At 72.7% G+C, this 25,163-nt stretch carries 24 protein-coding genes and 1 tRNA gene; 11 read left to right on the forward strand and 14 right to left on the reverse strand.

Annotated elements, in window-relative coordinates:
* Window positions 1-366: 366 nt before the first annotated feature.
* On the reverse strand, window positions 367-3,114 hold the full coding sequence (gene aceE, locus AC0HI0_RS43915; protein ID WP_480929371.1) for a pyruvate dehydrogenase (acetyl-transferring), homodimeric type: 2,748 nt from the start codon (window positions 3,112-3,114) through the stop codon (window positions 367-369).
* A 294-nt stretch (window positions 3,115-3,408) separates the two neighbouring features.
* Here aceE and AC0HI0_RS43920 point away from each other — a divergent pair, with 294 nt between their 5' ends.
* From AC0HI0_RS43920 to AC0HI0_RS43940, 5 genes are all read left to right on the forward strand, one after another.
* A complete protein-coding gene (locus tag AC0HI0_RS43920; RefSeq protein WP_480929372.1) occupies window positions 3,409-3,840 on the forward strand; it encodes a DUF3052 domain-containing protein in 432 nt (143 codons plus the stop codon).
* A gap of 91 nt (window positions 3,841-3,931) precedes the next feature.
* On the forward strand, window positions 3,932-4,396 hold the full coding sequence (locus tag AC0HI0_RS43925; RefSeq protein WP_480929373.1) for a peroxiredoxin: 465 nt from the start codon (window positions 3,932-3,934) through the stop codon (window positions 4,394-4,396).
* A gap of 40 nt (window positions 4,397-4,436) precedes the next feature.
* A tRNA-Val gene (locus AC0HI0_RS43930) sits at window positions 4,437-4,511 on the forward strand.
* Window positions 4,512-4,666: 155 nt separating this feature from the next.
* Complete coding sequence (locus AC0HI0_RS43935) at window positions 4,667-4,861, forward strand: hypothetical protein (RefSeq protein WP_480929374.1); 195 nt, start codon at window positions 4,667-4,669, stop codon at window positions 4,859-4,861.
* A gap of 126 nt (window positions 4,862-4,987) precedes the next feature.
* Complete coding sequence (locus AC0HI0_RS43940; RefSeq protein WP_480929375.1) at window positions 4,988-6,529, forward strand: outer membrane protein assembly factor BamB family protein; 1,542 nt, start codon at window positions 4,988-4,990, stop codon at window positions 6,527-6,529.
* Between the two features lie 64 nt (window positions 6,530-6,593).
* Here AC0HI0_RS43940 and lipA read toward each other — a convergent pair whose 3' ends face one another.
* From lipA to AC0HI0_RS43955, 3 genes are read right to left on the reverse strand one after another with little or no spacing between them, the layout of a single operon-like run.
* The gene (lipA, locus tag AC0HI0_RS43945) at window positions 6,594-7,595 is read right to left on the reverse strand and encodes a lipoyl synthase (protein WP_480929376.1); all 1,002 of its coding nucleotides are present in this window, start codon (window positions 7,593-7,595) and stop codon (window positions 6,594-6,596) included.
* A 15-nt stretch (window positions 7,596-7,610) separates the two neighbouring features.
* Window positions 7,611-8,531, reverse strand: coding sequence for an oxidoreductase (locus AC0HI0_RS43950; RefSeq protein WP_480929377.1), 921 nt, complete (start codon window positions 8,529-8,531; stop codon window positions 7,611-7,613).
* Between the two features lie 19 nt (window positions 8,532-8,550).
* Window positions 8,551-8,997, reverse strand: coding sequence for a hypothetical protein (locus tag AC0HI0_RS43955; RefSeq protein ID WP_480929378.1), 447 nt, complete (start codon window positions 8,995-8,997; stop codon window positions 8,551-8,553).
* 130 nt (window positions 8,998-9,127) lie between these two features.
* On the opposite strand from AC0HI0_RS43955, the gene AC0HI0_RS43960 reads away from it, so the two are divergent.
* Window positions 9,128-9,769 (forward strand): TetR/AcrR family transcriptional regulator, encoded by a 642-nt coding sequence (locus AC0HI0_RS43960; RefSeq protein WP_480934523.1) that lies wholly within the window; start codon window positions 9,128-9,130, stop codon window positions 9,767-9,769.
* Window positions 9,770-10,234: 465 nt separating this feature from the next.
* Window positions 10,235-11,170: an LLM class F420-dependent oxidoreductase gene (locus tag AC0HI0_RS43965; protein ID WP_480934524.1), complete on the forward strand. Its 936-nt coding sequence runs from the start codon at window positions 10,235-10,237 to the stop codon at window positions 11,168-11,170.
* Here AC0HI0_RS43965 and AC0HI0_RS43970 read toward each other — a convergent pair.
* The 7 genes from AC0HI0_RS43970 to lpdA all read right to left on the reverse strand — a co-directional run bounded on the left by AC0HI0_RS43970 (window position 11,155) and on the right by lpdA (window position 18,320).
* A complete protein-coding gene (locus AC0HI0_RS43970; protein WP_480929379.1) occupies window positions 11,155-11,640 on the reverse strand; it encodes an ArsR/SmtB family transcription factor in 486 nt (161 codons plus the stop codon). The two genes, AC0HI0_RS43965 and AC0HI0_RS43970, sit on opposite strands and share 16 nt — an antisense overlap.
* A gap of 1 nt (window position 11,641) precedes the next feature.
* Complete coding sequence (locus AC0HI0_RS43975; protein ID WP_480929380.1) at window positions 11,642-12,655, reverse strand: hypothetical protein; 1,014 nt, start codon at window positions 12,653-12,655, stop codon at window positions 11,642-11,644.
* A 61-nt stretch (window positions 12,656-12,716) separates the two neighbouring features.
* On the reverse strand, window positions 12,717-13,460 hold the full coding sequence (lipB, locus tag AC0HI0_RS43980; protein WP_480929381.1) for a lipoyl(octanoyl) transferase LipB: 744 nt from the start codon (window positions 13,458-13,460) through the stop codon (window positions 12,717-12,719).
* The gene (locus AC0HI0_RS43985) at window positions 13,447-14,082 is read right to left on the reverse strand and encodes a phosphatase PAP2 family protein (protein WP_480929382.1); all 636 of its coding nucleotides are present in this window, start codon (window positions 14,080-14,082) and stop codon (window positions 13,447-13,449) included. Before AC0HI0_RS43985 ends, lipB begins: the two co-directional genes overlap by 14 nt.
* Window positions 14,079-14,963 (reverse strand): TIGR01777 family oxidoreductase, encoded by an 885-nt coding sequence (locus tag AC0HI0_RS43990; RefSeq protein WP_480929383.1) that lies wholly within the window; start codon window positions 14,961-14,963, stop codon window positions 14,079-14,081. Before AC0HI0_RS43990 ends, AC0HI0_RS43985 begins: the two co-directional genes overlap by 4 nt.
* 147 nt (window positions 14,964-15,110) lie before the next feature.
* A complete protein-coding gene (sucB, locus tag AC0HI0_RS43995) occupies window positions 15,111-16,895 on the reverse strand; it encodes a 2-oxoglutarate dehydrogenase, E2 component, dihydrolipoamide succinyltransferase (RefSeq protein WP_480929384.1) in 1,785 nt (594 codons plus the stop codon).
* A gap of 54 nt (window positions 16,896-16,949) precedes the next feature.
* On the reverse strand, window positions 16,950-18,320 hold the full coding sequence (gene lpdA / locus AC0HI0_RS44000; protein ID WP_480929385.1) for a dihydrolipoyl dehydrogenase: 1,371 nt from the start codon (window positions 18,318-18,320) through the stop codon (window positions 16,950-16,952).
* 175 nt (window positions 18,321-18,495) lie between these two features.
* Between lpdA and AC0HI0_RS44005 the strand changes: the two genes are divergently transcribed.
* On the forward strand, window positions 18,496-18,816 hold the full coding sequence (locus tag AC0HI0_RS44005; protein WP_480929386.1) for an oxidoreductase: 321 nt from the start codon (window positions 18,496-18,498) through the stop codon (window positions 18,814-18,816).
* Window positions 18,817-18,844: 28 nt separating this feature from the next.
* On the opposite strand, the gene AC0HI0_RS44010 is transcribed toward AC0HI0_RS44005, so the two are convergent.
* Window positions 18,845-19,408: a TetR/AcrR family transcriptional regulator gene (locus AC0HI0_RS44010; protein ID WP_480929387.1), complete on the reverse strand. Its 564-nt coding sequence runs from the start codon at window positions 19,406-19,408 to the stop codon at window positions 18,845-18,847.
* A gap of 53 nt (window positions 19,409-19,461) precedes the next feature.
* Between AC0HI0_RS44010 and AC0HI0_RS44015 the strand changes: the two genes are divergently transcribed.
* Window positions 19,462-20,070: an NAD(P)-dependent oxidoreductase gene (locus tag AC0HI0_RS44015; RefSeq protein ID WP_480929388.1), complete on the forward strand. Its 609-nt coding sequence runs from the start codon at window positions 19,462-19,464 to the stop codon at window positions 20,068-20,070.
* A 102-nt stretch (window positions 20,071-20,172) separates the two neighbouring features.
* Here AC0HI0_RS44015 and AC0HI0_RS44020 read toward each other — a convergent pair whose 3' ends face one another.
* A complete protein-coding gene (locus AC0HI0_RS44020; protein WP_480929389.1) occupies window positions 20,173-21,669 on the reverse strand; it encodes a leucyl aminopeptidase in 1,497 nt (498 codons plus the stop codon).
* Window positions 21,670-21,871: 202 nt separating this feature from the next.
* Here AC0HI0_RS44020 and AC0HI0_RS44025 point away from each other — a divergent pair, with 202 nt between their 5' ends.
* Window positions 21,872-23,077: an APC family permease gene (locus AC0HI0_RS44025; RefSeq protein WP_480929390.1), complete on the forward strand. Its 1,206-nt coding sequence runs from the start codon at window positions 21,872-21,874 to the stop codon at window positions 23,075-23,077.
* A gap of 202 nt (window positions 23,078-23,279) precedes the next feature.
* Window positions 23,280-24,380 carry a branched-chain amino acid aminotransferase gene (locus AC0HI0_RS44030; RefSeq protein WP_480929391.1) on the forward strand — a complete coding sequence of 367 codons (1,101 nt, stop codon included), beginning with the start codon at window positions 23,280-23,282 and terminating at the stop codon, window positions 24,378-24,380.
* A 66-nt stretch (window positions 24,381-24,446) separates the two neighbouring features.
* On the opposite strand, the gene cobS is transcribed toward AC0HI0_RS44030, so the two are convergent.
* Window positions 24,447-25,160: an adenosylcobinamide-GDP ribazoletransferase gene (cobS, locus tag AC0HI0_RS44035; protein ID WP_480929392.1), complete on the reverse strand. Its 714-nt coding sequence runs from the start codon at window positions 25,158-25,160 to the stop codon at window positions 24,447-24,449.
* Window positions 25,161-25,163 lie beyond the last annotated feature (3 nt).

A 25,163-nucleotide genomic window follows, 5' to 3' on the forward strand; every position in this document is an offset into this window, starting at 1 on the left:
GGAACTCTTCCGCCGATTCTATGGCGCGGATCACATCGGCGCGGGCGGAACGGCCGCAACGCCCGACCGCCGCCCGACCGCGGCCCACGCCTGACCGCCGCTGAGAGGCCCGGTGGCGGCCGATCCCTCCCCGGTGCCCGCCCCCACCGCCACGCGCGGCCTGAGCGCCTTCTCAGGGGCCACTACGGGCGTCACGCGGACCCGCCGGCCCCTACACCGGGGATCCGTGACGCAGATCGTAGGAGCGACCCCCACCCGGAAGACCGCAAAAAGGCGTTTGGGGCCCGACCCGATCGGGTGGAGCCCCACACGCCTCGCCGAACACCACCCCGACCCGGCGCGAGCCGGCCCGGCGTGGCACAGCCGCTACGCCAGACCCGCGTCCGAGGTGGACGGGCCCGCCGCGTTCACGTCGTCGATCCGGTACTTGCGCGCCGCCTGCACGACCAGCGACTGCTGGACCTCGCCGCGCTTGGCCAGCGCCGCCAGCGTGGCGACCGTGATCGACTCGGCGTCGACCAGGAAGTGCCGGCGCGCCGCCGGGCGGGTGTCGGAGAAGCCGAAGCCGTCCGTGCCCAGCGTCGTCATGTCGGTCGGCACGTACGGCCGGATCAGGTCCGGCACGGCGGTCATCCAGTCCGACACCGCGACCACCGGCCCGGCCGCCTCGGCCAGCGCCTGGGTCACGTAAGGCAGCCGCGGCTCCTGGTCGGGGTGCAGCAGGTTGTGCCGGTCCACCTCGACGGCCTCGCGGCGCAGCTCGGAGTACGACGTCGCGGACCAGACGTCGGCCTGCACGCCCCAGTCCTCGGCCAGCAGCCGCTGCGCCTTGAGCGCCCACGGCATCGCCACGCCGGAGGCCAGGACCTGGGCGCGCGGGCCCGTCCCCGGCGCGACCTGGTACCGGTACAGGCCCCTGAGCAGGCCGTCCACGTCCAGGTCCGCCGGCTCGGCCGGCTGCTGGTAGGGCTCGTTGTAGACGGTCATGTAGTAGAAGATGTTCTCGGCGTTCTCGCCGTACATCCGCCGCAGGCCGTCCCGCACGATGTGCGCCACCTCGAACGACCACGCCGGGTCGTAGGCGACCACCGCCGGGTTGGTGTGCGCGAGCAGCAGCGAGTGCCCGTCGGCGTGCTGGAGGCCCTCGCCGGTCAGCGTCGTGCGGCCCGCCGTCGCGCCCAGCACGAAGCCGCGCGCCATCTGGTCGGCCGCCGCCCACAGGCCGTCACCGGTGCGCTGGAACCCGAACATCGAGTAGAAGATGTAGATCGGGATCATCGGCTCGCCGTGCGTGGCGTAGGACGTGCCCGCCGCGGTGAACGACGCCGTCGAGCCCGCCTCGTTGATGCCCTCGTGCAGGATCTGGCCCTGCTCGGACTCCTTGTACGCCAGCATGAGCTGCGCGTCCACGGAGGTGTAGAGCTGGCCGTTCGGGTTGTAGATCTTCTGCGCCGGGAACATCGAGTCCATGCCGAACGTGCGCGCCTCGTCCGGGATCACCGGCACGATCCGGTTGCCGATCTCCGGGTCCTTGGCCAGGTCCCGGACCAGCCGGACGAACGCCATCGTGGTGGCGACCTCCTGCTTGCCCGAGCCGCGCCGGATCACGTCGTAGACCTTGTCGCCGGGCAGCACCAGCGCCTTGGACTTGGTGCGGCGCTCCGGTACGTAGCCGCCGAGCTGCCTGCGGCGCTCCAGCAGGTACTGGATCTCCGGGGAGTCCTTGCCGGGGTGGTAGTACGGCGGCAGGTACGGGTCGAGGTCCGCGTCCGCGATCGGGATGCGCAGGCTGTCGCGGAACAGCTTCAGGTCCTCGTGGGTCATCTTCTTCATCTGGTGCGTGGCGTTGCGCCCGGCGAAGTGCGGGCCCAGGCCGTAGCCCTTGATGGTCTTGGCGAGGATCACCGTCGGCTGGCCGTGGTGCTCGGTGGCGGCCTTGTACGCCGCGTAGACCTTGCGGTAGTCGTGACCACCGCGTTTGAGGTTCCACACCTCGTCGTCGCTCATCGGCGCGACCAGCTCCTTGGTCCGCGGGTCGCGGCCGAAGAAGTGCTCCTTGACGTATGCGCCGTCGTTGGCCTTGTAGGTCTGGTAGTCGCCGTCCGGCGTCTGGTTCATCAGGTTGACCAGCGCGCCGTCGCGGTCCGCGTGCAGCAGCGAGTCCCACTCGCGGCCCCAGATCACCTTGATGACGTTCCAGCCGGCACCCCGGAAGAACGCCTCCAGCTCCTGGATGATCTTGCCGTTGCCGCGCACCGGGCCGTCGAGGCGCTGGAGGTTGCAGTTGACCACGAAGGTCAGGTTGTCCAGCTGCTCGTTCGCGGCGATCTGGAGCAGGCCGCGCGATTCCGGCTCGTCCATCTCGCCGTCGCCGAGGAACGCCCACACGTGCTGGTCGGACGTGTCCTTGATGCCCCGGTCGCGCAGGTACCGGTTGAACCGGGCCTGGTAGATCGCGTTCATCGGGCCCAGGCCCATGGAGACGGTCGGGAACTCCCAGAAGTCCGGCATCAGCCGCGGGTGCGGGTAGGACGGCAGGCCGCCGCCGGGGCCGGCGTGCGAGTACTCCTGGCGGAACCCGTCGAGCTGCTCGGCGGACAGCCGGCCCTCCAGGAACGCGCGCGCGTACACGCCGGGGGAGGCGTGGCCCTGGATGAACACGTGGTCGCCGCCGCCGGGGTGGTCCTTGCCCCGGAAGAAGTGGTTGAAGCCGACCTCGTAGAGGCTCGCGGAGGAGGCGTAGGTCGAGATGTGGCCGCCGACGCCCACGCCGGGCCGCTGCGCGCGGTGCACCGTCATCGCGGCGTTCCACCGGATCCACGCCCGGTAGCGGCGCTCCACCTCCTCGTCACCGGGGAACCACGGCTCCCGCTCGGTGGGGATGGTGTTGACGTAGTCCGTGCTGGTCAGCGACGGTACGCCGACGTGGCTCTCCCTCGCCCGTTCGAGCAGCCGCAGCATCAGGTAGCGGGCCCGCTGCTGCCCGCCGCCCTTGAGCGCGGCGTCGAACGACTCCAGCCACTCCGCGGTCTCCTCCGGGTCGATGTCCGGGAGGTGGGCGGCCAGGCCGTCACGGATGACGTGCACCCGTTCGGGAGTGTTCTGGGGGCTCAAGGGATCTCCTCGTTCCGGGGTCTCTGACTCCCATCGTCACCCGAGGTGCCCGATCCGGGCAGTGCTACCCGTGAGTAGTTCTGGATCGTGCTCCTCGCGCGCGCGAATAGGAGGTATGCACAGCGTGCCTCATCCGGATGGAGGAACGCATCCCGGGGTACCCGATGCGGCGTGTCTCGGCTGTTACGGTTGCGCTTAGCAGGCCCGACAGTGTTCGCTAACCGCGACTGGTAGTGACATCGCGCGGCAGTCGAACCCGGCTGCCGCTCTTGTGTACTTGGAGGAGTGGAAGCCGTGGTCGCCGCGGAAGACGCCGGCAAGATCGGTGTCGCCGACAGGCTCGGGATCGAACCGGGCAGCGTGGTCCAGGAGATCGGCTGGGACGAGGACGTCGACGACGACCTGCGTGCCGCGATCGAAGAACGCATCGGCAGTGATCTGCTCGACGAGGACTCCGACGAGGTCATGGACGTGGTCGTGCTGTGGTGGCGCGACGACGACGGCGACCTGGCCGACGCCCTGATCAACGCCACGACGGCACTGGCCGACGACGGCGTGATCTGGGTCCTGACGCCCAAGACCGGGCGCGAGGGTCACGTCGAGCCGAGTGACATCGCCGAGAGCGTGTCCACCGCGGGGCTCGCCCAGACCTCCAACATCACCGCGAGTTCCGATTGGACGGCCACCAGACTGGTGTCCCCGAAGTCGGCCAAGACCAAGCGCTGAGCACCACCCGACCGCGCTGCCGCTAGGCTCGGCGGCGGGCTCCGCAGGCGTGGAGCCCGTCGTCCCGAGTGGGTGCGCGGAAGGGTGTGGCATGGCGGTCGAGGTCGGTTCGGAGGCTCCGGACTTCACGCTCAACGACTACAACAAGCAGCCGGTGGCGCTGTCGTCGTTCCGCGGCGAGCGCAACGTGCTGCTGGTGTTCTACCCGTTCGCGTTCAGCGGGATCTGCACCGGCGAGCTGTGCCAGGTGCGGGACGAGCTGGCGGCGTACGAGGACGAGAACGTGCAGGTCGTCGGGGTGTCCGTGGACACGCCGTTCAGCCTCAAGGCGTGGGCCGAGCAGCAGGGCTACACGTTCCCGCTGCTGTCGGACTTCTGGCCGCACGGCGAGGTCGCGGCGCGGTACGGCGTGTTCAACGAGACGGCGGGCCTGGCCAACCGGGGCACGTTCCTGATCGACACCGCCGGCGTGGTGCGCTACGCCGAGGTCAACGCGCCCGGTGAGGCGCGCGACCAGGAGGCGTGGAAGAAGGCAGTGGCCGCGCTGAAGTCCTGATAGCGTTTCCGGCGCCGCCCCGAGTCGGGGTCGGCGTCCCGGGCGTGTAGCTCAGCGGAAGAGCACTCGGTTTACACCCGAGCGGTCGCAGGTTCGAATCCTGTCGCGCCCACCACTGTGTTCGGGTTCACCTTCGGTCCGATTCGATCGAAATCCCGCCGTTATCTGTCCGGTAGGTCGCTCCGCGCATTTGCTTATTGCCCGATCAATCATTCGTGATTCCACTATCGGGGCATTGCGTGACCGTCTGTCTGCCGGAACGCTGGGCTCATGCCCAACCCGGAGCTACACGTCGAGCTCCCGTCGGACCTGCCGCGCGAGAGCTACGAGGGCATCCGGGACGCCGTGTCCAGCCTGCTGGAACTCTGGGGCGTCCGGGACGCGGGGGCGCAATTGATCGGTCCCGCACCCGAACCGGCACCGGTGTCCGGCGGTCGCGCCGGCGAGCGCGGTATCGGCGGGTGACGGTGAATGCGAGCCAGGCTCGGGAGGTCAGCGATGGCGGTCGCCGACGATGCGGCGGACGAGTTATTTGGTTTTGTCCGAGGGCAGTCGCCGGCGGATCCGGGTATCGAGGCGTTGTTCGATTCGGTGCGCGAGGTGCCGGAACTCGCGGCCGCGATCGACCAGGTCCGCCGCGCGCCCGGTGACGACGACCGCGAGCACCTGTTCCGGCAGTGCCTGCGCCGGGCGGTGCGGGACGAGGAGTTCGCCGCCGGGTTGGCGGCGGCGCTCGACCGGCTGCGGGCCGGGCGCGGACCCTCGGTGAGCCTGCGGGCCGAGGTCGTCGCCGAGGCGGGCCCGGTCGAGGTGGTGCAGGCGGGCCGGGACGCGGTCACCGGATCCGGCAACCACATCGGCGACCGGGTGCACAACGTCCACCGCGCCCGTGGCCGAACCGGTCTCGTCGTGCTCGGCTCGGTGGCCGCGCTGGTCGTCGCGCTCGTCGTGGTGTCCGGCGCCGGCGGCGGCGAGGTCGTGGCGGGCTCCCCGGTCACCGCGCCGGCGGCCACCCCGGTGGCGGCCGGGGTGCCGGCGCGCGCGGGCGCGGAACTCCACACCGCCGAGGAGGACCTGTTCGGGGCGTCGAACGGCCACGTGGTGGTCGTCTCCGACGTGCGGCGGCGGGACGGGCTGGTGCTCTCCACGATCGACATCGCGACCGGCCGGACGGTGGGCGGGTTCCGCCGCGACCTGCGAGCCGAACCCGGCATCGGCTCGTCGTTCTGCCACTACTCGGTGCTCAGGTCGCCGGACGGCACCGACCTGGTGGTCCTGGTGGAGAAGGAGGTCCGGCCCGCGGTCGGCGTGGTCCCGCCGACGGAGTCCTCCCGCCTGCTCGCCCGCCGCGCCCAGGACGGCGCGCAGGTCTGGGCGACGGCGGCGTTCGAGCGCCCGCTGCCGGGGCAGGTGGTGCGGGAGCGCAGCACGGTCTGCGGCGATGAGCTGTCCGACCGGCAGATCTCGGCCGACAGGCGGTACGCGTGGCTGCGCTTCGTCGACCACGGCGACCTGTACGCGGTCGACCTCGCCACCGGCGCGACCCGACCTCAGCCCGGCGGCCTGCTCGTCGGCAACCACGTCGTGGTCGACCACCGCACGAAGCCCTTCCCGTACGGGGAGGTCGACCACGTCGAGCTGGTCCGGCTGTCGGACGGGGTCCCGGTCGGCCGCGTCCCCGGCGCGGTGGCGGGGGACTGGGAGCGCAGCGGTCGCTCCGTGTCGCCGGACGGGTCGACGTTGCTGGTGGCGCGGTCGGTGCTCAGCACCGACGACATCACCGCCTACGGGGTGCCCGAGGGCGTCGAGCGGTGGCGGCGCAGCGCCTCGGGCATCGCGGACCAGCACTTCGCCGTCGACCAGACGGCGGGGGTGGCGCTCACCACGACGTCGGAGCTGGTCGCGCTGTCGCTGCGGACGGGCGAGAAGGTGTGGGAACTGCCGTTGGCGGGCCGCTGGTGCGGCAGCCACCGGGGCAAGGGTTACGTGGTCGCGAACAACCAGTACGCCGTGCTCGACCTCGCCACCGGCCGGCAGCTCGACGTCGACGCGGGGGTCGTGGACTGCCCGCAGGTCCTCGACGGCGTCCTGATCAGGCGCGGCGCGGGCCGGTCGGCGGTGGTGAAGCTCTGAGTCGCCGCCCCGGACAGCGCGAACGCCCGGCCTGGTCGAGGCCGGGCGTTCGCGAAGCGGTGGGCTAGCGGGCCAGCAGGGAGGTGATCTCCTGGGCCGCGCTGCCGGCCTCCAGCAGGTGGTGGAGGTTGTCCGGGAGCACGTCGCCGCGCTTCTGCACGGCCTGCGCGTACAGCCTGCCCGCGCGGTACGAGGAGCGGACCAGGGGGCCCGCCATGACGCCGGAGAAGCCGATGCCCTCGGCGGTCTCCTTGTGGGTCACGAACTCCTCGGGCTTCACCCAGCGCTCGACCGGGTGGTGGCGCGGGGACGGCCGCAGGTACTGGGTGATCGTGATGATCTCGCAGCCCGCGTCGTGCAGGTCGCGCAGCGCCTCGGCGACCTCCTCCGGGGTCTCGCCCATGCCCAGGATCAGGTTGGACTTGGTGACCAGCCCCGCCTCGCGGGCCTTGGTGATCACCTCCAGCGACCGCTCGTAGCGGAACGCCGGGCGGATGCGCTTGAAGATCCGGGGCACGGTCTCCAGGTTGTGCGCGAGCACCTCGGGCCGGGACTCGAACACCTCGGCGAGCTGCGCGGGGACCGCGTTGAAGTCCGGGATCAGCAGCTCGACGCCCGTGCCGGGGTTGAGCGCGTGGATCTGCCGGACGGTCTCCGCGTACAGCCACGCGCCGCCGTCCGCCAGGTCGTCGCGCGCCACACCGGTCACCGTGGAGTACCGCAGGCCCATCGCCTGCACGGACTCGGCCACCCGGCGCGGTTCGTCGCGGTCCAGGTCGGCGGGCTTGCCGGTGTCGATCTGGCAGAAGTCGCAGCGGCGGGTGCACTGCTCGCCACCGATCAGGAAGGTGGCTTCGCGGTCTTCCCAGCACTCGTAGATGTTGGGACAGCCGGCCTCTTCGCACACCGTGTGCAGGCCCTCGCGTTTGACCAGGCCCTTGAGCTCCCGGTACTCGGGGCCCATCTTCGCCTTGGTCTTGATCCACGAGGGCTTTTTCTCGATGGGCGTTTGACTGTTGCGCACTTCCAGCCGCAGCAGCTTCCGACCCTCAGGTACGACGGTCACGTCCCCAACCCTACGTCACGAGGGGTCGGGCGTGACGCCCGTGAGATCGGCGGTCAGGTCCCACAGCCGGCCCGCCGCGAGGTCGTCCCGGGCCGCCGCCGTGGAGCCCGCGCGGGCCGGGTGGCCCCTGGTGCCGCCCAACCCGCCGGGGCCGTAGTAGCCACCGGGCTCCACGTCGGGCGACGTCGCGGCGTAGAGCTGCGGCAACGCCCCCATCGCCACGTCCTGCGACACCAGCGCGGTGATCTTCGCGCCCGCCGCCAGCAGCGGGCTGCGCTGCGCGCGGGCCATCGTGGAGCTGAGTTCGGTGACGGTCAGGCCGGGGTGCGCCGCGACGGAGGTCACGTCCGCGCCCGCCAACCGGCAGCGGCGGTCCAACTCCCTCATGAACAGCAAGTTCGCCAGCTTGGACTGGCCGTACGCGCGCCAGGCGGAGTACTTGCGCACCTCGTAGTTCGGGTCGGCCAGGTCCACCGCGCCCTGCTGGTGGGCGAGGCTGGACACGATCACCACGCGGGCCCCCGGCGTCGCGCGCAGCAGCGGCATCAGCCGCCACGTCAGCGCGGCGTGGCCCAGGTGGTTGGTGCCGAACTGGCGCTCGAAGCCGTCCGCGGTGCGCTCCAGCGGGCAGGCCATCACGCCGGCGTTGTCGACCAGCACGTCCAGCCGGTCGGTGCGGTCGGCCACCTCGGCGGCGGCGTCGCGGACCGAGGCCAGGTCGGCCAGGTCCAGCGGCACGACTTCGGCGTCGCCACCGCCGGCGAGCACGCGCTCCAGCGCGCGCTGGCCGCGTTCGGCGGACCGGCAGGCCATCAGCACGCGGGCGCCCTTGCCGGCGAGCACCTCGGCGGTGCGCAGGCCCAGGCCCGAGTTCGCCCCGGTCACCAGCGCGGTGCGCCCGGTCTGGTCGGGGATGTCCGCTTCGGTCCACTTCATGGTGACCACCTAACCGGCGTCAGGCGCTCTTGGCGAGCTTGCGGGTCTCGACCCGGTCGGCCGGGCCGGTGCGGATCAGGGTGGCGAACGCCGCGCCGACCCGGGTGATCTCGTCGGCGGGCTCGGACAGCTCGGCCAGTCCGGCGGTGAGGGCCAGCAGGCGCTGCTCGCGCCCGACCGCCTCGGCGGAGGTCAGGTGCTCGTCCAGCACGGCCCGCAGCACGGGCTGCCGGGCGGCCAGGGTCCGCCACGTCCGGGTGACGATCTCGACGCGGTCGTCGCCGTCCTCCAAGGCGACGCCGAGCCGGCCGGTGAGCTGCCGCATCCACCGGTAGTGCAGGGCCAGGAGCAGTTCGTCCTCGGTGGCGAACACGTCCCGGTCGAAGGTCAGGGGAGCTTCGGGGGTCGCGGTGCGGAGCACGGCGTCCAGGGCGTCGCGCCGTCGGTAGAAGTCGTTCCAGCTCATGATCACGCCTCCCTCTCTCGTGGCCGGCGGCATACCCCAGGTCTTTGGCATACCGGTGGTATGGCCGATGGGGCGAACATACCACGGGTACGTACCGTCGGTATGTCGTACGGTTGTGAACGTGGTGACAGTGCGGTCGAGGCGGGTGGATTACTCCGAGTCCACGAGGCAGGCCCTCGTGGACAGCGCCGTGGAGTTGTTCACCAAACGCGGTTACGCGGGCACGTCGCTGGACGAGGTGGCCAAGCGCGCCCGGCTGACCAAGGGCGCGCTCTACCACCACTTCAGCGGCAAGCAGGCGCTGTTCGAGGCGGCTTTCGACTCGGTCGAGAACGCGTTCATGCGCAAGCTCGGCGAGATCGTCAGCGCGCCCGGCGACCCGTGGGACACCGCGATCGCGGGCCTGCGCGCCTACGTCCGGGTCTGCCTGGAGCCCTCCTACCAGCGCATCGTCATCCACGAGGCCCCGGTGGTGATGGGCTGGGAGCGGTGGCGCGAGGCCGAGGAGCACTTCAGCTACGGCCTGCTGCGCTCCACCATCGAGGTGCTGATCACCAACGGCGAGCTGGAGCAGCTGCCGGTGGAGACCATGGCGCGGCTGCTGTTCGGCGCGCTGTCGGCGGGCGCGAGCACGATCGCCGGCGCCGCCGACCCGCGCAAGGCCAGTGCCGAGGTGGAGCGCACCATCGTGCGGGTGGTCGAGGGCCTGCGGGTCACCGAGCCCCCGCCCCGGGTGACCCCCGACCCCCGTTCCCGCTCCCGCCGCCGCTGACCCACCGCGCTCGACCGCCGGCACGGACTCGCCCTCGGCGACGCGCCGGGCTCCGGAGTTCTCCGTCTTCGCCGTGCTGGACCAGGAACGCCTGGCCGCAGGCTCCGCCCGCCACGACTTCGACCGGGGCCGGGTTCGCCGACGACCCGGACGGGGTGGCCGATGCGGTCGCCGTCGCCTTGGCCGCGCAACTCGACCCGCCGGCACCCGCGTCTTTCCTCGACCAGGTGCCGAGCCGGGGGTCACCGGGCCAGGCGCACGTGCCGTCGCCGGCGATCGCCGTTGCACGAACTCGGCAACGGCCGCTGCACCGCCGCCCACGCCACGGTGCCGTTCACGTTGTGGGCGGCCCGCCACCTGGACGACTACGCGCAGGGGGCGGTCCCGGGCCGGGGCCGAGGGGCGCGGTTCGCGGGCGTCGGATCGCGGGCACCGGCGGGCTGCGATTAGCGTTGAGCCGTGGAACTGGAGCTTCGCATCTTCACCGAGCCCCAGCAGGGGGCTTCTTACGACGACCTGCTGCGCGTCGCCCGCACCGCCGAGGACGCGGGCTACGGCGCGTTCTTCCGGTCGGACCACTACCTGCGGATGGGTCCCGGCGACGGGCTGCCCGGCCCGACCGACGCGTGGATCACGCTGGCGGGCCTGGCCCGCGAGACCAAGACCATCCGGCTGGGCACGCTGGTCACCGCCGCGACCTTCCGGCACCCCGGCCCGCTGGCGGTCGCCGTCGCGCAGGTCGACGTGATGTCCGGCGGCCGGGTCGACTTCGGCCTCGGGTCCGGCTGGTTCGAGGACGAGCACACCGCCTACGGCCTGCGCTTCCCGTCGCTGGGCGAGCGGTTCGAGCTGTTCGAGGAGCAGTTGGCGGTCATCACCGGCCTGTGGGGCACGCCGGTCGGCGAGAAGTTCTCCTTCGAGGGCAAGCACTACACCCTGGCCGACTCGCCCGCGCTGCCCAAGCCCGCGCAGTCCCGGGTCCCGGTGGTGGTCGGCGGCACGGGCGCGAAGCGCACGCCCGCGCTGGCCGCCCGGTACGCCACCGAGTTCAACCTGCCGTTCGTGGACCCCGGGTTCGCCGCCGAGCAGTTCGCCCGGGTCGACGCGGCGTGCCGGGAGATCGGCCGCGACCCGGCCACGATGACCCGGTCGGCGGGTCTGGTCCTGTGCGTGGGCCGCGACGACGCCGAGGTGGCGCGCCGGGCCGCGGCGATCGGCCGCGACGTGGCCGAGCTGAAGGAGAACGGCCTGGCCGGCACGCCCGCCGAAGTCGTCGAGAAGCTCGGCCGGTGGCGGGAGGGGACCGCGATCAGCCGGGTCTACCTGCAGGTCCTGGACCTGGCCGACCTCGACCACCTGGAGCTGGTGGCGGCCGAGGTCGCGCCTCAGCTGCGCAGCTGACCCGCGACGTCGGACGCGGCGGTGAGCAGGACGAGCACGGGGATGGTGGCCGCACCGCGCAGCCGGTAGCTCCCGCGCTTGTCCTGCTCCACCACGCCGGCGCCGGTGAGCGCCTTCAGGTGGTGGTAGAGCTGGCCGGTCGAGCCGAGCCGGGCGGCCTCCTGGAGCACCGCCGCCGGCTGCGGGCCCTGCGCGAGCAGGGACCGCACGATGTCCACCCGCGCCGGGTGCGCCAGCGCGGCCAGCACCTCGATCCGGGGCCGGTCGGCCAGCGACAGCGCGCGTTCCGGCGTGACGTCCATCTGCCACGTCACCCGCCCGCCGCCCAGCGACACCCGCCCGCCGTAGCCGAACGCGCCGCCGCCGTCCTCGGTCTCGGGCAGCACCTCGGTCTCGCGCTCGTCGCCCTCCAGGGCCGCCACGCGCTGCTCCAGCTCGGCAAGTCGCTGCACCAGGTCCACCGTGGTCATCCTACGAGAGGCTCACCTGGAATACCCCCAGCGCAGCGGGGTCCAGCAGGGCTCGGACCACCAGGTCGACCAGCCGCCCGGCCGCGTCGGACCCGGCCTGGTCGACCTCCTCGACCAGCACGGCGGCGGTGCCGATCCGACCGTCCCGCCACCGGACCCGGGACCCGATGGTGAGCACGCCGGGCAGCGCACCGCCCATGACCGCGATGCCGGCCACGCCGTCCGGCCCGGTCCGGCCGTGCTCCAGGTGCGCCGACGCGCGCGGGAACCGGTCCAGGTTGCGGTGCAGCCGGTGCAGGCCGGCTGCCGTCCCGCGCCAGGTCGTGCGCGCGAACGGGCGTTGTCCCTCGTAGTCGGCCGGCGCGCCGGGCAGCCGGCCGATGACCTCCAGCTGCAGTCGCGGGTCGGCGAGGTACTGCCGGACGTCGACCTCGCGGCCGAGCACGAACCGCAGCCGCTCGCCCAGCAGCGACGGGACCGGCGCGTCCGGCCAGCCGCCGCGCACCGCCGCCGCGCGCAGGGTCCGCTCGCCCAGCCGGTGCCGCAGGTAGTCCGCCGCCGCGTGGTCGCCGTGCCGGGCGGTCACCGCCGCCAGGTCGTCCAGGGTGATCGCGGCGTTCGGGTCGTCGGCGGTGCGACCGCCGGAGGACTTGAGGTTCAGCGTGCGCAGGGACCGCTGGTGCGCGCCGTCGTCCGGGCCGAGGTGGTGGGCCTCCCAGTCGCCGACGCGGACGCGCTCGCCCGGGTCGGCCTCGCCGCGCCGCACCGCGAGGTCGTAGCCGGCGAGGTGCACGGCCTGCACCGCCGACGCCAGGGGTTGCCGCGCGTGGGGGCGGTGGGCGAGCCGGCCGCCGTTGCCGTCGTCGAACACCGCGGCGACGTGCCCGCGGTTCGCGCGTAACCACCCCGGCCAGTCGTCGGGGGCGGGATCGGCCGCCGCGGGCAGGGCGGGCAGCAGCAGGGTGCCGCCCGCCACACCACAGGCGGAGAGCAGGTGCCGTCGAGTCAGGAGCACGACGAATCTCCCCTCTGGTAGTCCGTAATTCCGGAATACTAGAGGGGGCGATTCGGGGTTGTCAGGAGGTTCGCACCGCGAACGTGACGCCGGCCGCGACCGGTTGTTCACGGATGAGCGTGCGGTCGGTCAACGGCAGATCGCCGTTGAGCGCGTCGATCACCGCCTGGCGGGCCAGCGGGCGCACCTCGTCCACGGTGACCTCGCGGTCCAGCTCGCGCGACAGCGACGCGACGCCCGCGTCCCGGATCCCGCACGGGATGATCGCGCCGAACCCGGCCAGGTCCGCGTCGCAGTTGATCTCGAAGCCGTGCATGGTCACGCCGCGCTGCACCCGGATGCCGATCGCCGCGATCTTGCGCTCCACGCCCCGGTCGTCCGCCGCGATCCACACGCCGCTGCGGCCGTCCACCCGGCCGGTGCGCACGCCCAGCTGGTCGCACACGTGGATCAGCGCCTGCTCCAGGCGCCGCACGTACTGCACCACGTCCATCGGCTCGGCCAGCGCGATGATCGGGTAGCCGACCAGCTGGCCGGGACCGTGCCAGGTGATCTTGCCGCCGCGGTCGACGTCGATCACCGGGATGTCGCCGCCCCTGGGCCGCTCCTCGTCCTCGGTGCGCCGGCCGCAGGTGTAGACCGGGGGGTGCTCCAGCAGCAGCATGGTGTCGCCGATGTCGCCGTCCGCGCGGGCGTCGTTGAGTTCGCGTTGCAGGTCCCACGCGGCCAGGTAGTCGATGGTGCCCAGCTCACGCACGTCGATCGGGTCCGTCGAGGTGCGGCAGGAGAGTTCAGGACTGCTCACGCCTCGACCCTACGCCTGCCGGCAGCAGCCGCAGGGCCAGGGCCGCGAGCAGGCCGACGCCCGTCGTGGCGAGCACCGCGCCCACCGTGTCGGTGAACCAGTGCACGGTCAGCACCACCCGGCTCGCCGCCACGAGGACCACCGCGACGACCGCCAGCGCCACGGCTTCGCGCAGGTGCCGGCGGGCGAGGTGGGCGCACAGCACGACCCCGGTGAACGCCACCGCGGTCACCGCCGTCACGTGCCCGCTCGGGTACGAGGGCAGGTCGTAGGCCACCGGCCGCACCCGCCCGTACCCGAACCGGGCCAGCAGCGCGCACCACGAGACCGCGAGCAGGACCGCGGCCTTGAACACCAGCACCTCGCGCGCCAAGACCGCCCGCAGCACCAGCGACACCAGGGCGATCACCGCCAGGCCGGGGCTGAGCACGAAGCTGATCGCGGTCGCCGCCCGCCCGAACGCCGGGGCGAGCCCGCGGGCGTGGTCGCGCAGCACGACGTCCAGCGCCGGCGGGGTCGCGCGCACCGCGATCCCCAGCACGACCGAGGCCAGCACCAGCCCGACGCCGACCGCGCCGAGCCGGACGGCCGCGCCCCGCACCGCGCGCGGGCGGTCGGTCATCCGGCGACGGCCGCCGCCACCGCCGCGCCCAGCGCCGGGTGCAGGAAGTGGAAACCGTGGCGCTCCAACACCTTCGGCACCGCGCGCTGGCCCGCCAGCACGCCCTCGTCGGCGATCTCGCCGAGCAGCGCCCGGAGCGCGAACGCGGGCACCACCCACGGCGTCGGCCGGTGCAGCGCGTGGCCGACCGTGCGGGTGAACTCGGCGTTGGTCACCGGGCCGGGCGCGGTCAGGTTCACCGGGCCCTCGACGTCGTCGTGCTCCAGCACGAACTGGATCGCCGAGATCACGTCGTCCAGCGAGATCCACGGCATGTACTGCCGGCCGTCGCCCAGCCGCCCGCCGAGGAAGAACTGGAACAGCGGCTTGACCTTGCCGAACAGCCCGCCCGACGGGCTGATCACCAGACCGGTGCGCAGCCGCACCACCCGTTGCGACGCCGCCGCCTCGGTGGCCGCCTCCCACTGCCGGCACATGTCGGCGAGGAACCCGGTGCCCGACGGCGCGGACTCGTCCACCACCTCGTCGCCGGTGTCGCCGTAGTAGCCGACCGCGCTCGCGTTCACCAGGGTCGGCACGCCGTGCTCGACGACCGCCGCCGCGAGCACCTCGGTCGGCACCGTCCGGGAGTCCAGCAGCACCTGCTTGCGGGCGTGGTCCCAGCGCTTGTCCGCGACCCCCGTGCCGCACAGGTTGACCACGGCGTCCGCGCCGTCGAGCGAACCGGGGTCGAGGTGCCCGGCGGGCGGGTCCCAGCCGCGCTCGTCCGGCGCGGTCGGCCGGCGGCGGACCAGGCGGACGACCTCGTGCTCCGCGCCGCGCAGCGCGGCGACCAGACTGGTGCCGATGAAACCGGACGAACCCGCGACCACTACCCGCATGGGTTGATCGTCTCGCAGTGACCGACCCGGTGCACAGCGGCCCCGGTGTAGCGCGCGCCACTCGCGTTCGCGACGGCCGGGAGCCGCCCCGCGACGGCCGAAGCCGCCCCGGGCGGTGCCCGGGGCGGCTTCGGCGACAGGTGGTGCCTAGAGGCCGAGGTCGGCCTCGAACGCGCCCTCTTCCAGGCGGTTCTTGATCGTGGTGAGGAACCGGCCCGCGTCCGCGCCGTCCACCAGGCGGTGGTCGTAGGTGAGGGCCAGGTAGGCCATCGAGCGGATCGCGATGGTGTCGTCGCCGTTCTCGTCGGTGATCACCACGGCGCGCTTCTTGACCACGCCGACACCCAGGATGCCGACCTGCGGCTGCTGGATGATCGGGGTGTCGAACAGCGCGCCGTTGCTGCCCAGGTTGGTCAGCGAGAACGTGCCGCCGGTCAGCTCGTCCGGGGTCAGCTTGTTGCTGCGGGCGCGCGCCGCCAAGTCGCCGATCTTGTGCGACAGGCCGGCCAGGTTGAGGTCGCCCGCGTTCGCGATCACCGCGTTGAGCAGGCCGCGCTCGGTGTCGATCGCGATACCCAGGTGCTCGGCACCGTGGTACACGACCTCCTTCTTCTCCTCGTCGATGGACGCGTTGAGCACCGCGTGCTGCTTGAGCGCCTCGACGGCGGCCTTCGCGAAGAACGGCAGGAACGTGAGCTTGGTGCCCTCGCGCTGCTCGAACGCCGCCTTGGCGCGGTTGCGCAGCCGGGCGATCTTGGTGACGTCCACCTCGAACACCTGGGTGAGCTGCGCCGAGACCTGCAACGACTCGCGGGTGCGCTGCGCCACGATCTGCCGCAGGCGGGGCAGCTTCTGCACGGTGCCGCGCTTGCCGCTGGTGTCCACGGCCGGCGTGGTCGCGACCCGCTGCGCCGGGGCGGAGGGGGCCGGGGCGGCGGCCGGCGCGGGAGCCGGGGCCTTGGCGGCCTCGACCGCGGCCAGCACGTCCTGCTTGCGGATCCGGCCGCCGACGCCGGTGCCCTTGAGGGACCCCAGGTCGATGCCGTTCTCCGAGGCCAGCTTGCGGACCAGCGGCGTCACGTACGGCGCGCCGTTGGCGTCGTCGGACGCGGCGGGCCGCTGGGCGGGCTGGGCCGGCGGCTGCGCGGGCTGCGCCGGCTGGGCCGGGGCGGGCTGGGCCTGGGCGGGCTGCGCGGGCTGGGCCGGGGCCTGCTGCGCGGGCTTCGGGGCCTCGGCGGGCTTGGCCTCCGGGGCGGGCGCGGCCTTCGGGGCGGCGGCCGGCGCGGGCGAACCCGAGCCGACGACCGCGAGCCGACCGCCGACCTCGACGGTCTCGTCCTCGCCCGCGGTGATCTCCAGCAGGGTGCCGGCGACCGGGGACGGGATCTCGGTGTCGACCTTGTCGGTGGACACCTCCAGCAGCGGCTCGTCCACCTCGACCGAGTCGCCGACCTGCTTGAGCCAGCGGGTCACGGTGCCCTCGGTGACGCTCTCGCCGAGCGCCGGCATGGTCACCGGGGTGCCCTCGGCGGCACCGCCGGACGGTGCCGACTCCTGGGTCGGCTCCTGGGCCGGTTCCGGGGCGGACTCCTGCGCCGGGGCCTGCTCCTGGGCGGGCGCGGCCTGCTCGGCCGGGGCCTGCGGCTCCGGGGCGGCCTGCTCTTGCGGGGCGGACTCCTGCGCCGGGGCGGCGTCGCCGTCACCGATGACGGCGAGTTCCGCGCCGACCTCGACGGTCTCGTCCTCCTGGGCGACGATCTTCTGGAGCACGCCCGCCGCCGGGGACGGGATCTCGGTGTCGACCTTGTCGGTGGACACCTCCACCAACGGCTCGTCGACCTCGACGCGGTCACCCTCCTGCTTCAACCAACGGGTGACCGTGCCCTCGGTGACGCTTTCGCCGAGTGCGGGCATTTGGACGGAGAAGGCCATCGTTCGCTGACTCCTCGTGCGTGGGTCGGGGATCGGCTGACTGGGGTGCGACGGTCAGCCGTGCACGTGCAGCGGCTTGCCGGCCAGGGCGAGGAAGGCCTCGCCGAGGGCTTCTGTCTGGGTCGGGTGGGCGTGGATCAGCGGAGCCACGTCCTCGGGGTAAGCCTCCCAGCTGTAGATCAGCTGGGCTTCGCCGATCAGCTCGCCGACCCGCTCGCCGACCAGGGTGATGCCGACCACCGGGCCGTCGGGCGCCTTGACCAGCTTCACGCCGCCGGCGGTCTTGAGGATCTGGGACTTGCCGTTGCCCGCCAGGTCGTAGACGAACGTCTCGACCGAACCGTACTTCTCCTTGGCCGCGGTTTCCGACAGACCCACCGAGGCGACCTCGGGCTTGCAGTAGGTGACCCGCGGGATGCCCGCCTCGTCGATGACCTTCGGGTTCTGCCCGGCGATCTCCTCCGCGACGAAGATGCCCTGCTGGAACCCGCGGTGCGCGAGCTGGAGGCCGGGCACGATGTCGCCGACCGCGTAGACGTTCGGCAGGTTGGTGCGCAGCCGGTCGTCGGTGATCACGAAGCCGCGCTCGATCTTGACGCCGGCCTCCTCGTAGCCGTGGCCCGCGGTGTTCGGGCCCCGGCCGACGGCGACCAGCAGCAGGTCGGCGTCCAGCACGTCGCCGGACTCCAGGGTCACCGAGACGCCGGACTCCGTCTGGGTCGCGCCGGTGAACTTCACGCCGGTCTTGAACTTGATGCCGCGCCGGCGGAACGCGCGCTCCAGCTGCTTGGAGGCGTACTCGTCCTCGGCGGGGACCAGGCGGGGCAGCGCCTCCACGATGGTCACGTCCGCGCCGAACGAGGCCCACACGCTGGCGAACTCCACGCCGATCACGCCGCCGCCGAGCACGACGACCTTCTCCGGCACGTAGTCCAGGTTCAGCGCCTGGTCGCTGGTGATGATCCGGCCGCCGATCTCCAGGCCGGGCAGGCTGCGCGCGTAGGAACCGGTGGCCAGCACGACGTTCTTGCCGGTGTACCGGTCGCCGTCCACCTCGACGGTGTTCGGGCCGACGAACGTGCCCGCGCCCTCCACGAGGGTGACCTTGTTCGCCTTCGCCAGGCCCTGCAGGCCCTTGTAGAGGCGGCTGATCACACCGTCCTTGTAGGAGTTCACGCCGGCCATGTCGATGCCCTCAAGGGAGGACTTCACGCCGAACTGGTCGCCTTCGCGGGCGTTGTCCGCGACCTCCGCCGCGTGCAGCAGGGCCTTGGTCGGGATGCAGCCGCGGTGCAGGCAGGTGCCGCCCAGCTTGTCCTTCTCGACCAGGACGACGGACAGGCCGAGCTCGGCCGCGCGGAACGCGCAGGCGTAGCCGCCCGAGCCGCCACCGAGGATCACAAGGTCGGCGGAGGTGTCGGTCACGGGATCTCCCTGGAGAGCTTGTTGCCTTACATCGCGCGGGTGCGCGCGGGTGATTGCCATCTTGTCACTACTTCACGGGGGGCGGCGACGCGGTGTCCTCTTGGGAGGATTTGCCCACACCTTCACACCGACGCCGGCACCATGGTCGCCAGGAGTCGCGTCAGGAGGTGGCCCGGTGGGCCTGTTCGACCGTTTTCGCAGGAAGCAGCGCCCGGGAGTGCTGCGGTCGGCCACGTCCACCGACGCCGGCCACCTGGAGAAGTGGGCGGCGCAACGGCGCGGTGTCGAGGCGTACGTGGAGCCCAAGACGACCGTGACGGAAACCACGGTGGTGCTGGTCGCGCACGACGGCGAGTGGACCCGCCGGCGCATCGAGGGCGCGGACGCGGCGAAGAAACTCGCGAAGAAGTTGGGCATCCCGATCTACGACGCGGGCATCGTGGGCTACCCGAAGCGGATGCGCGAGTACTCCCGCCGCAAGAACCAGAACGGCTGAGCGTCCCGCGCGGTGCGGCCGCGCGGACTCAGGAGAGCCCCGAGTAGAGGGTGCCGACGATTTCGTCGGGGTCGGCGGGCCACTCGGTGAAGAATCCGAGGAACGCGTCGTAGTGGCACGCCCCGAGCAGCATCGCGGCCACCGCGCGGGGCTGCGCCGTGGCCGGCAGCCTGCCGATTTCCTGTTCCTCGGCGAGGTAGCGCGCGAGCGCCTCGACCACCACGTGCGGGCCCGCGCCGCGTTGCCTGAGCAGGTCGTTGTGCGCGGCGAGCAGGGTCGGCTCGGAAAAGACCGACGCGGCGATCGGGAACGTGTCGGCGTAGAAGCCGAGTGCGGTCCGGGCGACTTCCACGAGATTTTCCCGGACGTCGCCCGCGCCCGCGCGCAGGCCCGCCAGCAGTGCGCCGAGATCGCTCGGCACGCGTTCTTTCAGGACCGCCAGGAACATGCCGGTCTTGTCCTGGAAATGCTTGTACAGCGCCGCTTCCGACAGTTCCGCCGCCTTGGCGATCTCCTTGGTCGTGGTGCGGGCGAGGCCCTTCGTCCGCATCACGTGGGCCGCGGCGTCGAGGATGCGGTCGCGTGTGGTCATGTGGTAATCATAGTGGTTAGTGAGTACTCACCAACCACTGCAGGGGGTTCAACGTGAAGATCACCGTCTTCGGGTCGAGCGGGGGCACCGGCGCGCAGGTCGTGGCGCAGGCGCGGGCGGCCGGGCACGACGTGACGGCCGTCGTGCGGACGGCGAACGGGCGGGACGTGGTGGCCGACGTGGCGGACGTGGCGTCGATCGGCGCGGCCATCGCGGGCGCGGACGCGGTGGTGACCGCGATCGGGGCGCGCGGGCGCGGGCCGACCAGCGTGCAGACCGACAGCACGGCGAACATCGTGGCGGCGATGGGGGAGCAGGGGGTGCGGCGGCTGATCGCGGTCAGCAACAGCGGCATGACCGTGGACGACCAGGACACCGTGCCGAGCCGGTACCTGGTCAAACCCCTCCTGCGGCGGCTGCTGAAGGATGCCTGGGGCGACATGGCCGGGATGGAGCGGCTCGTCCGGGCGAGCGGTCTGGAGTGGACGATCGTCCGGCCGCCCCGGCTGACCGGCGGCGCGCACACCCGGAAGTACCGCACGGCGGTGGGCACGAACCTGCGGCGGGGCAACAACATCTCGCGCGCCGACCTGGCGGACCTGATCGTGGTCTGCCTCGAAGACCCGTCCACGGCAGGGCAGGCGATCGCGATCGGGTACTGACCCGAGGGCTGCCCGGTGCGGTGCGGGCGGGGGTCGGCGAACAGGGAGGAGAAAGCACGAAGGGGCCCGCGGCGGGGGCCCCTTCGTGGTCGGGAGAAGAGATCAGCCGTTCGCGGCGATGTCCGCGAGGACGGCGGCGAGCGTGCGGACCGGGACGCCGGTGCCGCCCTTGGTGGTGTACCCGTGCGGCCCACCGCTGTGGAACGCGGGGCCCGCGATGTCGACGTGCGCCCACGGCACGCCGTCGGCGACGAACTCGCGCAGGAAGATCCCGGCGACCAGCATCCCGCCGAACCGGTGCCCGGCGACGTTGGCCAGGTCCGCGACCCGCGAGTCGAGGTCGCCGCGCAGCTCGTCCGGCAGCGGCATGGCCCAGGCGTTCTCGCCGACCGCGCGGCCCAGCGCGGCCACCCGGTCGCGGAACTCGTCGGAGCCCATGACGCCGGCCGTCCGCTTGCCCAGCGACACGACCTGCGCGCCGGTCAGCGTGGAGGTCTCGATCAGGTAGTCCGGCTGGTCCTCGCACGCCCGCACGATCGCGTCGGACAGCACCAGGCGGCCCTCGGCGTCGGTGTTGAGCACCTCGACGGTCTTGCCGCCGTACATGGTGAGCACGTCACCGGGCCGGTAGGCGGTGCCGGACGGCATGTTCTCCGCCAGCGGGGCCCACGCGGTGACCTCCAGCGGGTACTTCAGCTTCGCGGCCAGCACGACGGTCGCCACGACCGCCGCCGCGCCGCTCATGTCCGAGGTCATCTCGTCCATGCCCGCCGCCGGCTTGATGGAGATGCCGCCGGTGTCGAAGGTGATGCCCTTGCCGACCAGCGCGACCTTCTTGCCGGCCTTCGGCCCCCGGTAGGTCACCCGGACCAGGCGCGGCGGGCGGGACGAGCCGCCGCCGACGCCCAGGATGCCGCCGAAGCCCTGCTTGCGCAGCGCCTTCTCGTCGAGCACCTCGACCTCCAGCCCGTCGATGCCCTTGGCCAGCGCGGTCGCCCGCTCCGCGAAGGACGCCGGGAACAGGTCGTTCGGCGGGGTGTTGATCAGGTCGCGGGTCGCGGCGACGGCCTCCGCGATCGCGGTGGACGCCTTCACCGTCGCGCGGTGCGCCTTGGCCGTGCCCTCGGCGGGCGCGACCAGGTCGACGCGGGCCACCGGCTCCTCGCCGGCCGACGACTTGTACGCGGTGAACTGGTACGCGCCGAGCAGCGTGCCCTCGACGGCCGCGCCGAGGTGGATCGCGGACAGCGTGGACGTGGCGCGCTTCTTGCCGGTCAGGGCGCGGACGGCGGCACCGGACGCGCGGCGCACCTGCTCCTCGCCGACCTCGTCACCGGTCGGCTTGCCCAGGCCCACGGCGATCACCAGGGGCGCGGCGAGCTTGCCGAACGTGGGGACGGCGACGACTTCTTCGGCCTTGCCGGTCGCGCCCAGGGTGGCGAGGACGTCCAGCAATCCGCCGTCGAACGCGGCGTTCACCGCCTCGGCGGCACCCGTGAGGGCGAGGCCGTCGGGTCCCTGGGTGGTGCCCACCACCACCGCGTCTACGGCTGTGGTGCTCAGGTCACTGTCGGTGATGGCCAGTTTGGGGGCGGTCACTGCGGCTCCTTGACGGGGGTCCTCCCGGCACTTCCTGGTCGTGCGGCGGGAACGTGGGTGGGGTGGATCGTGACGAATGCTAAAGGTCTTGTTCAGAGAGGGGGCCGCCGCACCTTCGATAGCGGGGAGTAACAATTAACACGATCGTGGGTCGACCGGCCGGGCGTTAGTTGTCGCGCGGGCTATATGGGACGGTGTAGCGGTGACTGTCACGCCCCGTGCCGGGGCCGTGGTACTCGCTCTCGGCGCGACCCTGGGTGCCGGAATCCTCGTCGGATTCGCCCCGGCCGCCGCCGTCGCGGGTCCCTGGTTCCTCCTCGCGCTGATGCTCGCCGCGCTCACCGCGCTGTGCTGCGCCTACTCCACCGCCGACCAGCACCGCGCGTACCCGGAGGCGGCCGGCGGCTACGCCTACATCCGCCACCAGCTCGGGCCGTGGCCCGCGCGGATCGGCGCGAGCGCGCACCTGGTCGGCCGGGCCGGGCTGGCGGCGGCGGTGGCCGGCGCGTTCGGCGCGTACGCGTTCCCGGCGGACCGGGTCCTGGCCGGGCTCGGGGTGCTGGTGCTCACGGCGGTCGTCGGGCGGCACCTGGCCGGGTACGTCGGCTGGGCGTCGGTGCTGGTGGTGGTCGCGGTGCTGGCGGTGGTCGTGCTGGTGTGCTTCTCGGTGACGCCGGCGGCCGGTCCGGTGGTGCCGGGCGGGCCGGTCGAGCCCGCCGGGTTCGACGGGATCATGGGCGCGGCGGGGCTGATGTTCGCCGCGTTCACCGGCTTCGAGCGGATCACCGCGCCGGCGCGCGGGGAGCGGGTGTTCTCCGCCTCGGTGCTCAAGGTGGCCGTCCCGGTGCTGGTCGGCGTGGTGTTCGTGGTCGTGCTGGGGCTCGGCGCGGCGGTTCTGCACCAGCTCGGGCCCGCACGGCTGGCGCTGTCGCCGGCTCCGCTGCGGGACGCGCTGGTGGCGGCGGACGGCCGGGCGCTGGTGCCGGTGCTGGGCATCGGCGCGGCGGTGGCGGCGGTGTCGGTGCTGGTGTTCGTGCTGGGCGGGGCGCGGCGGACGCTCGTCGGCCTGGTGGAGCACGGCGACCTGCCGAACATCCGGGCGCAGTGGCCGTTGGAGGTCGTCTCGGTCGCGTTGGCCGCCGTGGCGTTCCTGGCGTTGCCGACGTCCACGGCGTTCGCGGTCGGGGCGTGCGGCACGGCGTTCTATTACGGGTTCACGAACGCGTCGGCGCGGGTGCTGCTCCAGGAAGACCGGACGTGGCCGATGCGCACGGCGTGCCTGGGGTTGGGGTTGTCGGTGCTGCTGGCGATGAGCGCGCCGGCCGACGCCCTGGTCATCACCGGGATCGCGCTCGTGGTGGGCACCGGGTTGCTGGGGCTCGGAAGGATTCGTCAATCGGTCGGGTGAATGGGCGCCGGGGGTGTACCCAGTAGAAGGTGCCCCAGTAGAAGGTGCCCCAGTAGAAGGTGCCCCAGTAGACGCCCTGGGGGTGTCGCTGGAAAGAAGGAAGTGTGAGGTGGCCTCGTATGTGCGTGGCCACGGGGAAGTCGGACGTCCGAGCGTCGGGACAGCGATTTTCCGAAGTCGCACTGGGAGCTAGTGTGCTGTCATGACGACCGCGTTGCCTTTCACCCGGACCCCCAACCCCCACCCGGCGACCCCGGAGCGGGTCGCGGAGGTACTCGCCAAGCCGGGCTTCGGGCAGCACTTCACCGACCACATGGTGACGATCCGCTGGAACCGCGAACAGGGCTGGCACGACGCCGCAGTCGAGCCCTACCACTCGCTGGAGCTGGACCCGGCGGCAATGGTGCTGCACTACGGCCAGGCCATCTTCGAAGGGCTCAAGGCGTACCGCCGGCCCGACGGATCCATCGCGTCCTTCCGCCCCGAGGCGAACGCCGAGCGCTTCCGCGCCTCCGCGCGGCGGATCGCCATGCCGGAGCTGCCTGACGAGCTGTTCCTCCAGTCGGTCCGGGAACTGCTCGCGGTCGACGGCCGCTGGGTGCCCGCCGCCGCGGAGGAGTCGCTGTACCTGCGGCCGTTCATGTACTCGTCGGAGAAGGGCCTGGGCGTGCGGCCCTCGTCCGAGTACGTCTACGTGCTCATCGCCTCGCCCGCCGGGTCGTACTTCTCGGGCGGCCTCAAGCCGGTGACGGTGTGGCTGTCCACCGAGTACGTGCGCGCGTCGCCGGGCGGTACCGGCGCGGCCAAGTTCGCGGGCAACTACGCGGCGTCCCTGGTGGCGCAGGCCCAGGCCGCCGAGCAGGGCTGCGACCAGGTGGTGTGGCTGGACGCCGTGGAGCGGCGCTGGGTCGAGGAGATGGGCGGGATGAACCTGTTCTTCGTCCTGGGCTCGGGGGCCGACGCGCGGGTCGTCACGCCGGAGCTGTCCGGCGCGCTGCTGCCGGGCATCACCCGCGACTCGCTGCTGCGGCTCGCCGCCGACTTCGGGTACGGGGTCGAGGAGCGGCGGATCTCCACCGAGGAGTGGGAGAAGAAGGCCGAGTCCGGTGAGCTGACCGAGGTGTTCGCCTGCGGCACGGCGGCGGTGATCACGCCGGTCGGGCACGTGAAGCACGCGGGCGGCGAGTTCAGCGTGTCGGGCGGGGCGACCGGCGAGGTGACGCTGAAGCTGCGGGACCGGTTGACCGGGATCCAGCAGGGGCTGGTCGAGGACCCGCACGGGTGGATGACCCCGCTGGCCTGAGGTCGACGACCCGGGCCGGGTTGCCGGGCTTGGGTTGCGCCGGGCTTGGGTTGCCGGGCCGGGTTGTCAGGAGAGGGAGCAGACGGCGAGCACGGTGAGGCTCGCCGTCTCGCACGCCGCGCCGAGCACGTCGCCGGTGATCCCGCCGAACCGGCGGCGGGTGTGGCGGATCAGCAGGAGCACGAGCGCGCCGGCCAGCAGGACGGCGAGCGGGCCGTGCCACGGGTGCACGAAGTAGCCCGCTGCGGCGAGCAGCAGCCACCACGTGATGGCCGTGGCCGGTGGTTGGGTGCCGGCCACCAGGGCGCCGAGGCCCGTGGGGCGTGCCGCGGGGACGCCGCGCAGGCAGCACAGGACGAACGCGGCCCTGCCGGCGGTGAGGGCGAGGACCACCGCGCCCCACGGGACGGTGGGCAGGGTGGCCGCTTCCCCGCCGAGCACGATGATCAGGGCGACCACCCCGAACGGGCCCGCGCCGCCCTGCTTCATGACCTCCAGCGCGCGTTCCGGCGGGCCGTAGCAGCCGAGGCCGTCGGCGGTGTCGGCCAGGCCGTCCAGGTGCATTCCCCGGGTGGCCAGCGCCAACCCGCCGACCGCGAGGAAGCCCGCGAGGAGCGGCGGCGCGCCGAGCACCGCCAGGCCGTGCAGCGCCGCTGCGGTGACCAGCCCGAGCAGCACGCCGACGAGCGGCGAGCAGAGGATGGCGCGCCTGGCCGACCGCGCGTCCACGTCGGGGACGTGGACCGGGAGCACGGTCAGCCAGGACAGGGCCAAGCGCATCGG

Source organism: Saccharothrix sp. NBAS 001 (assembly GCF_056640475.1).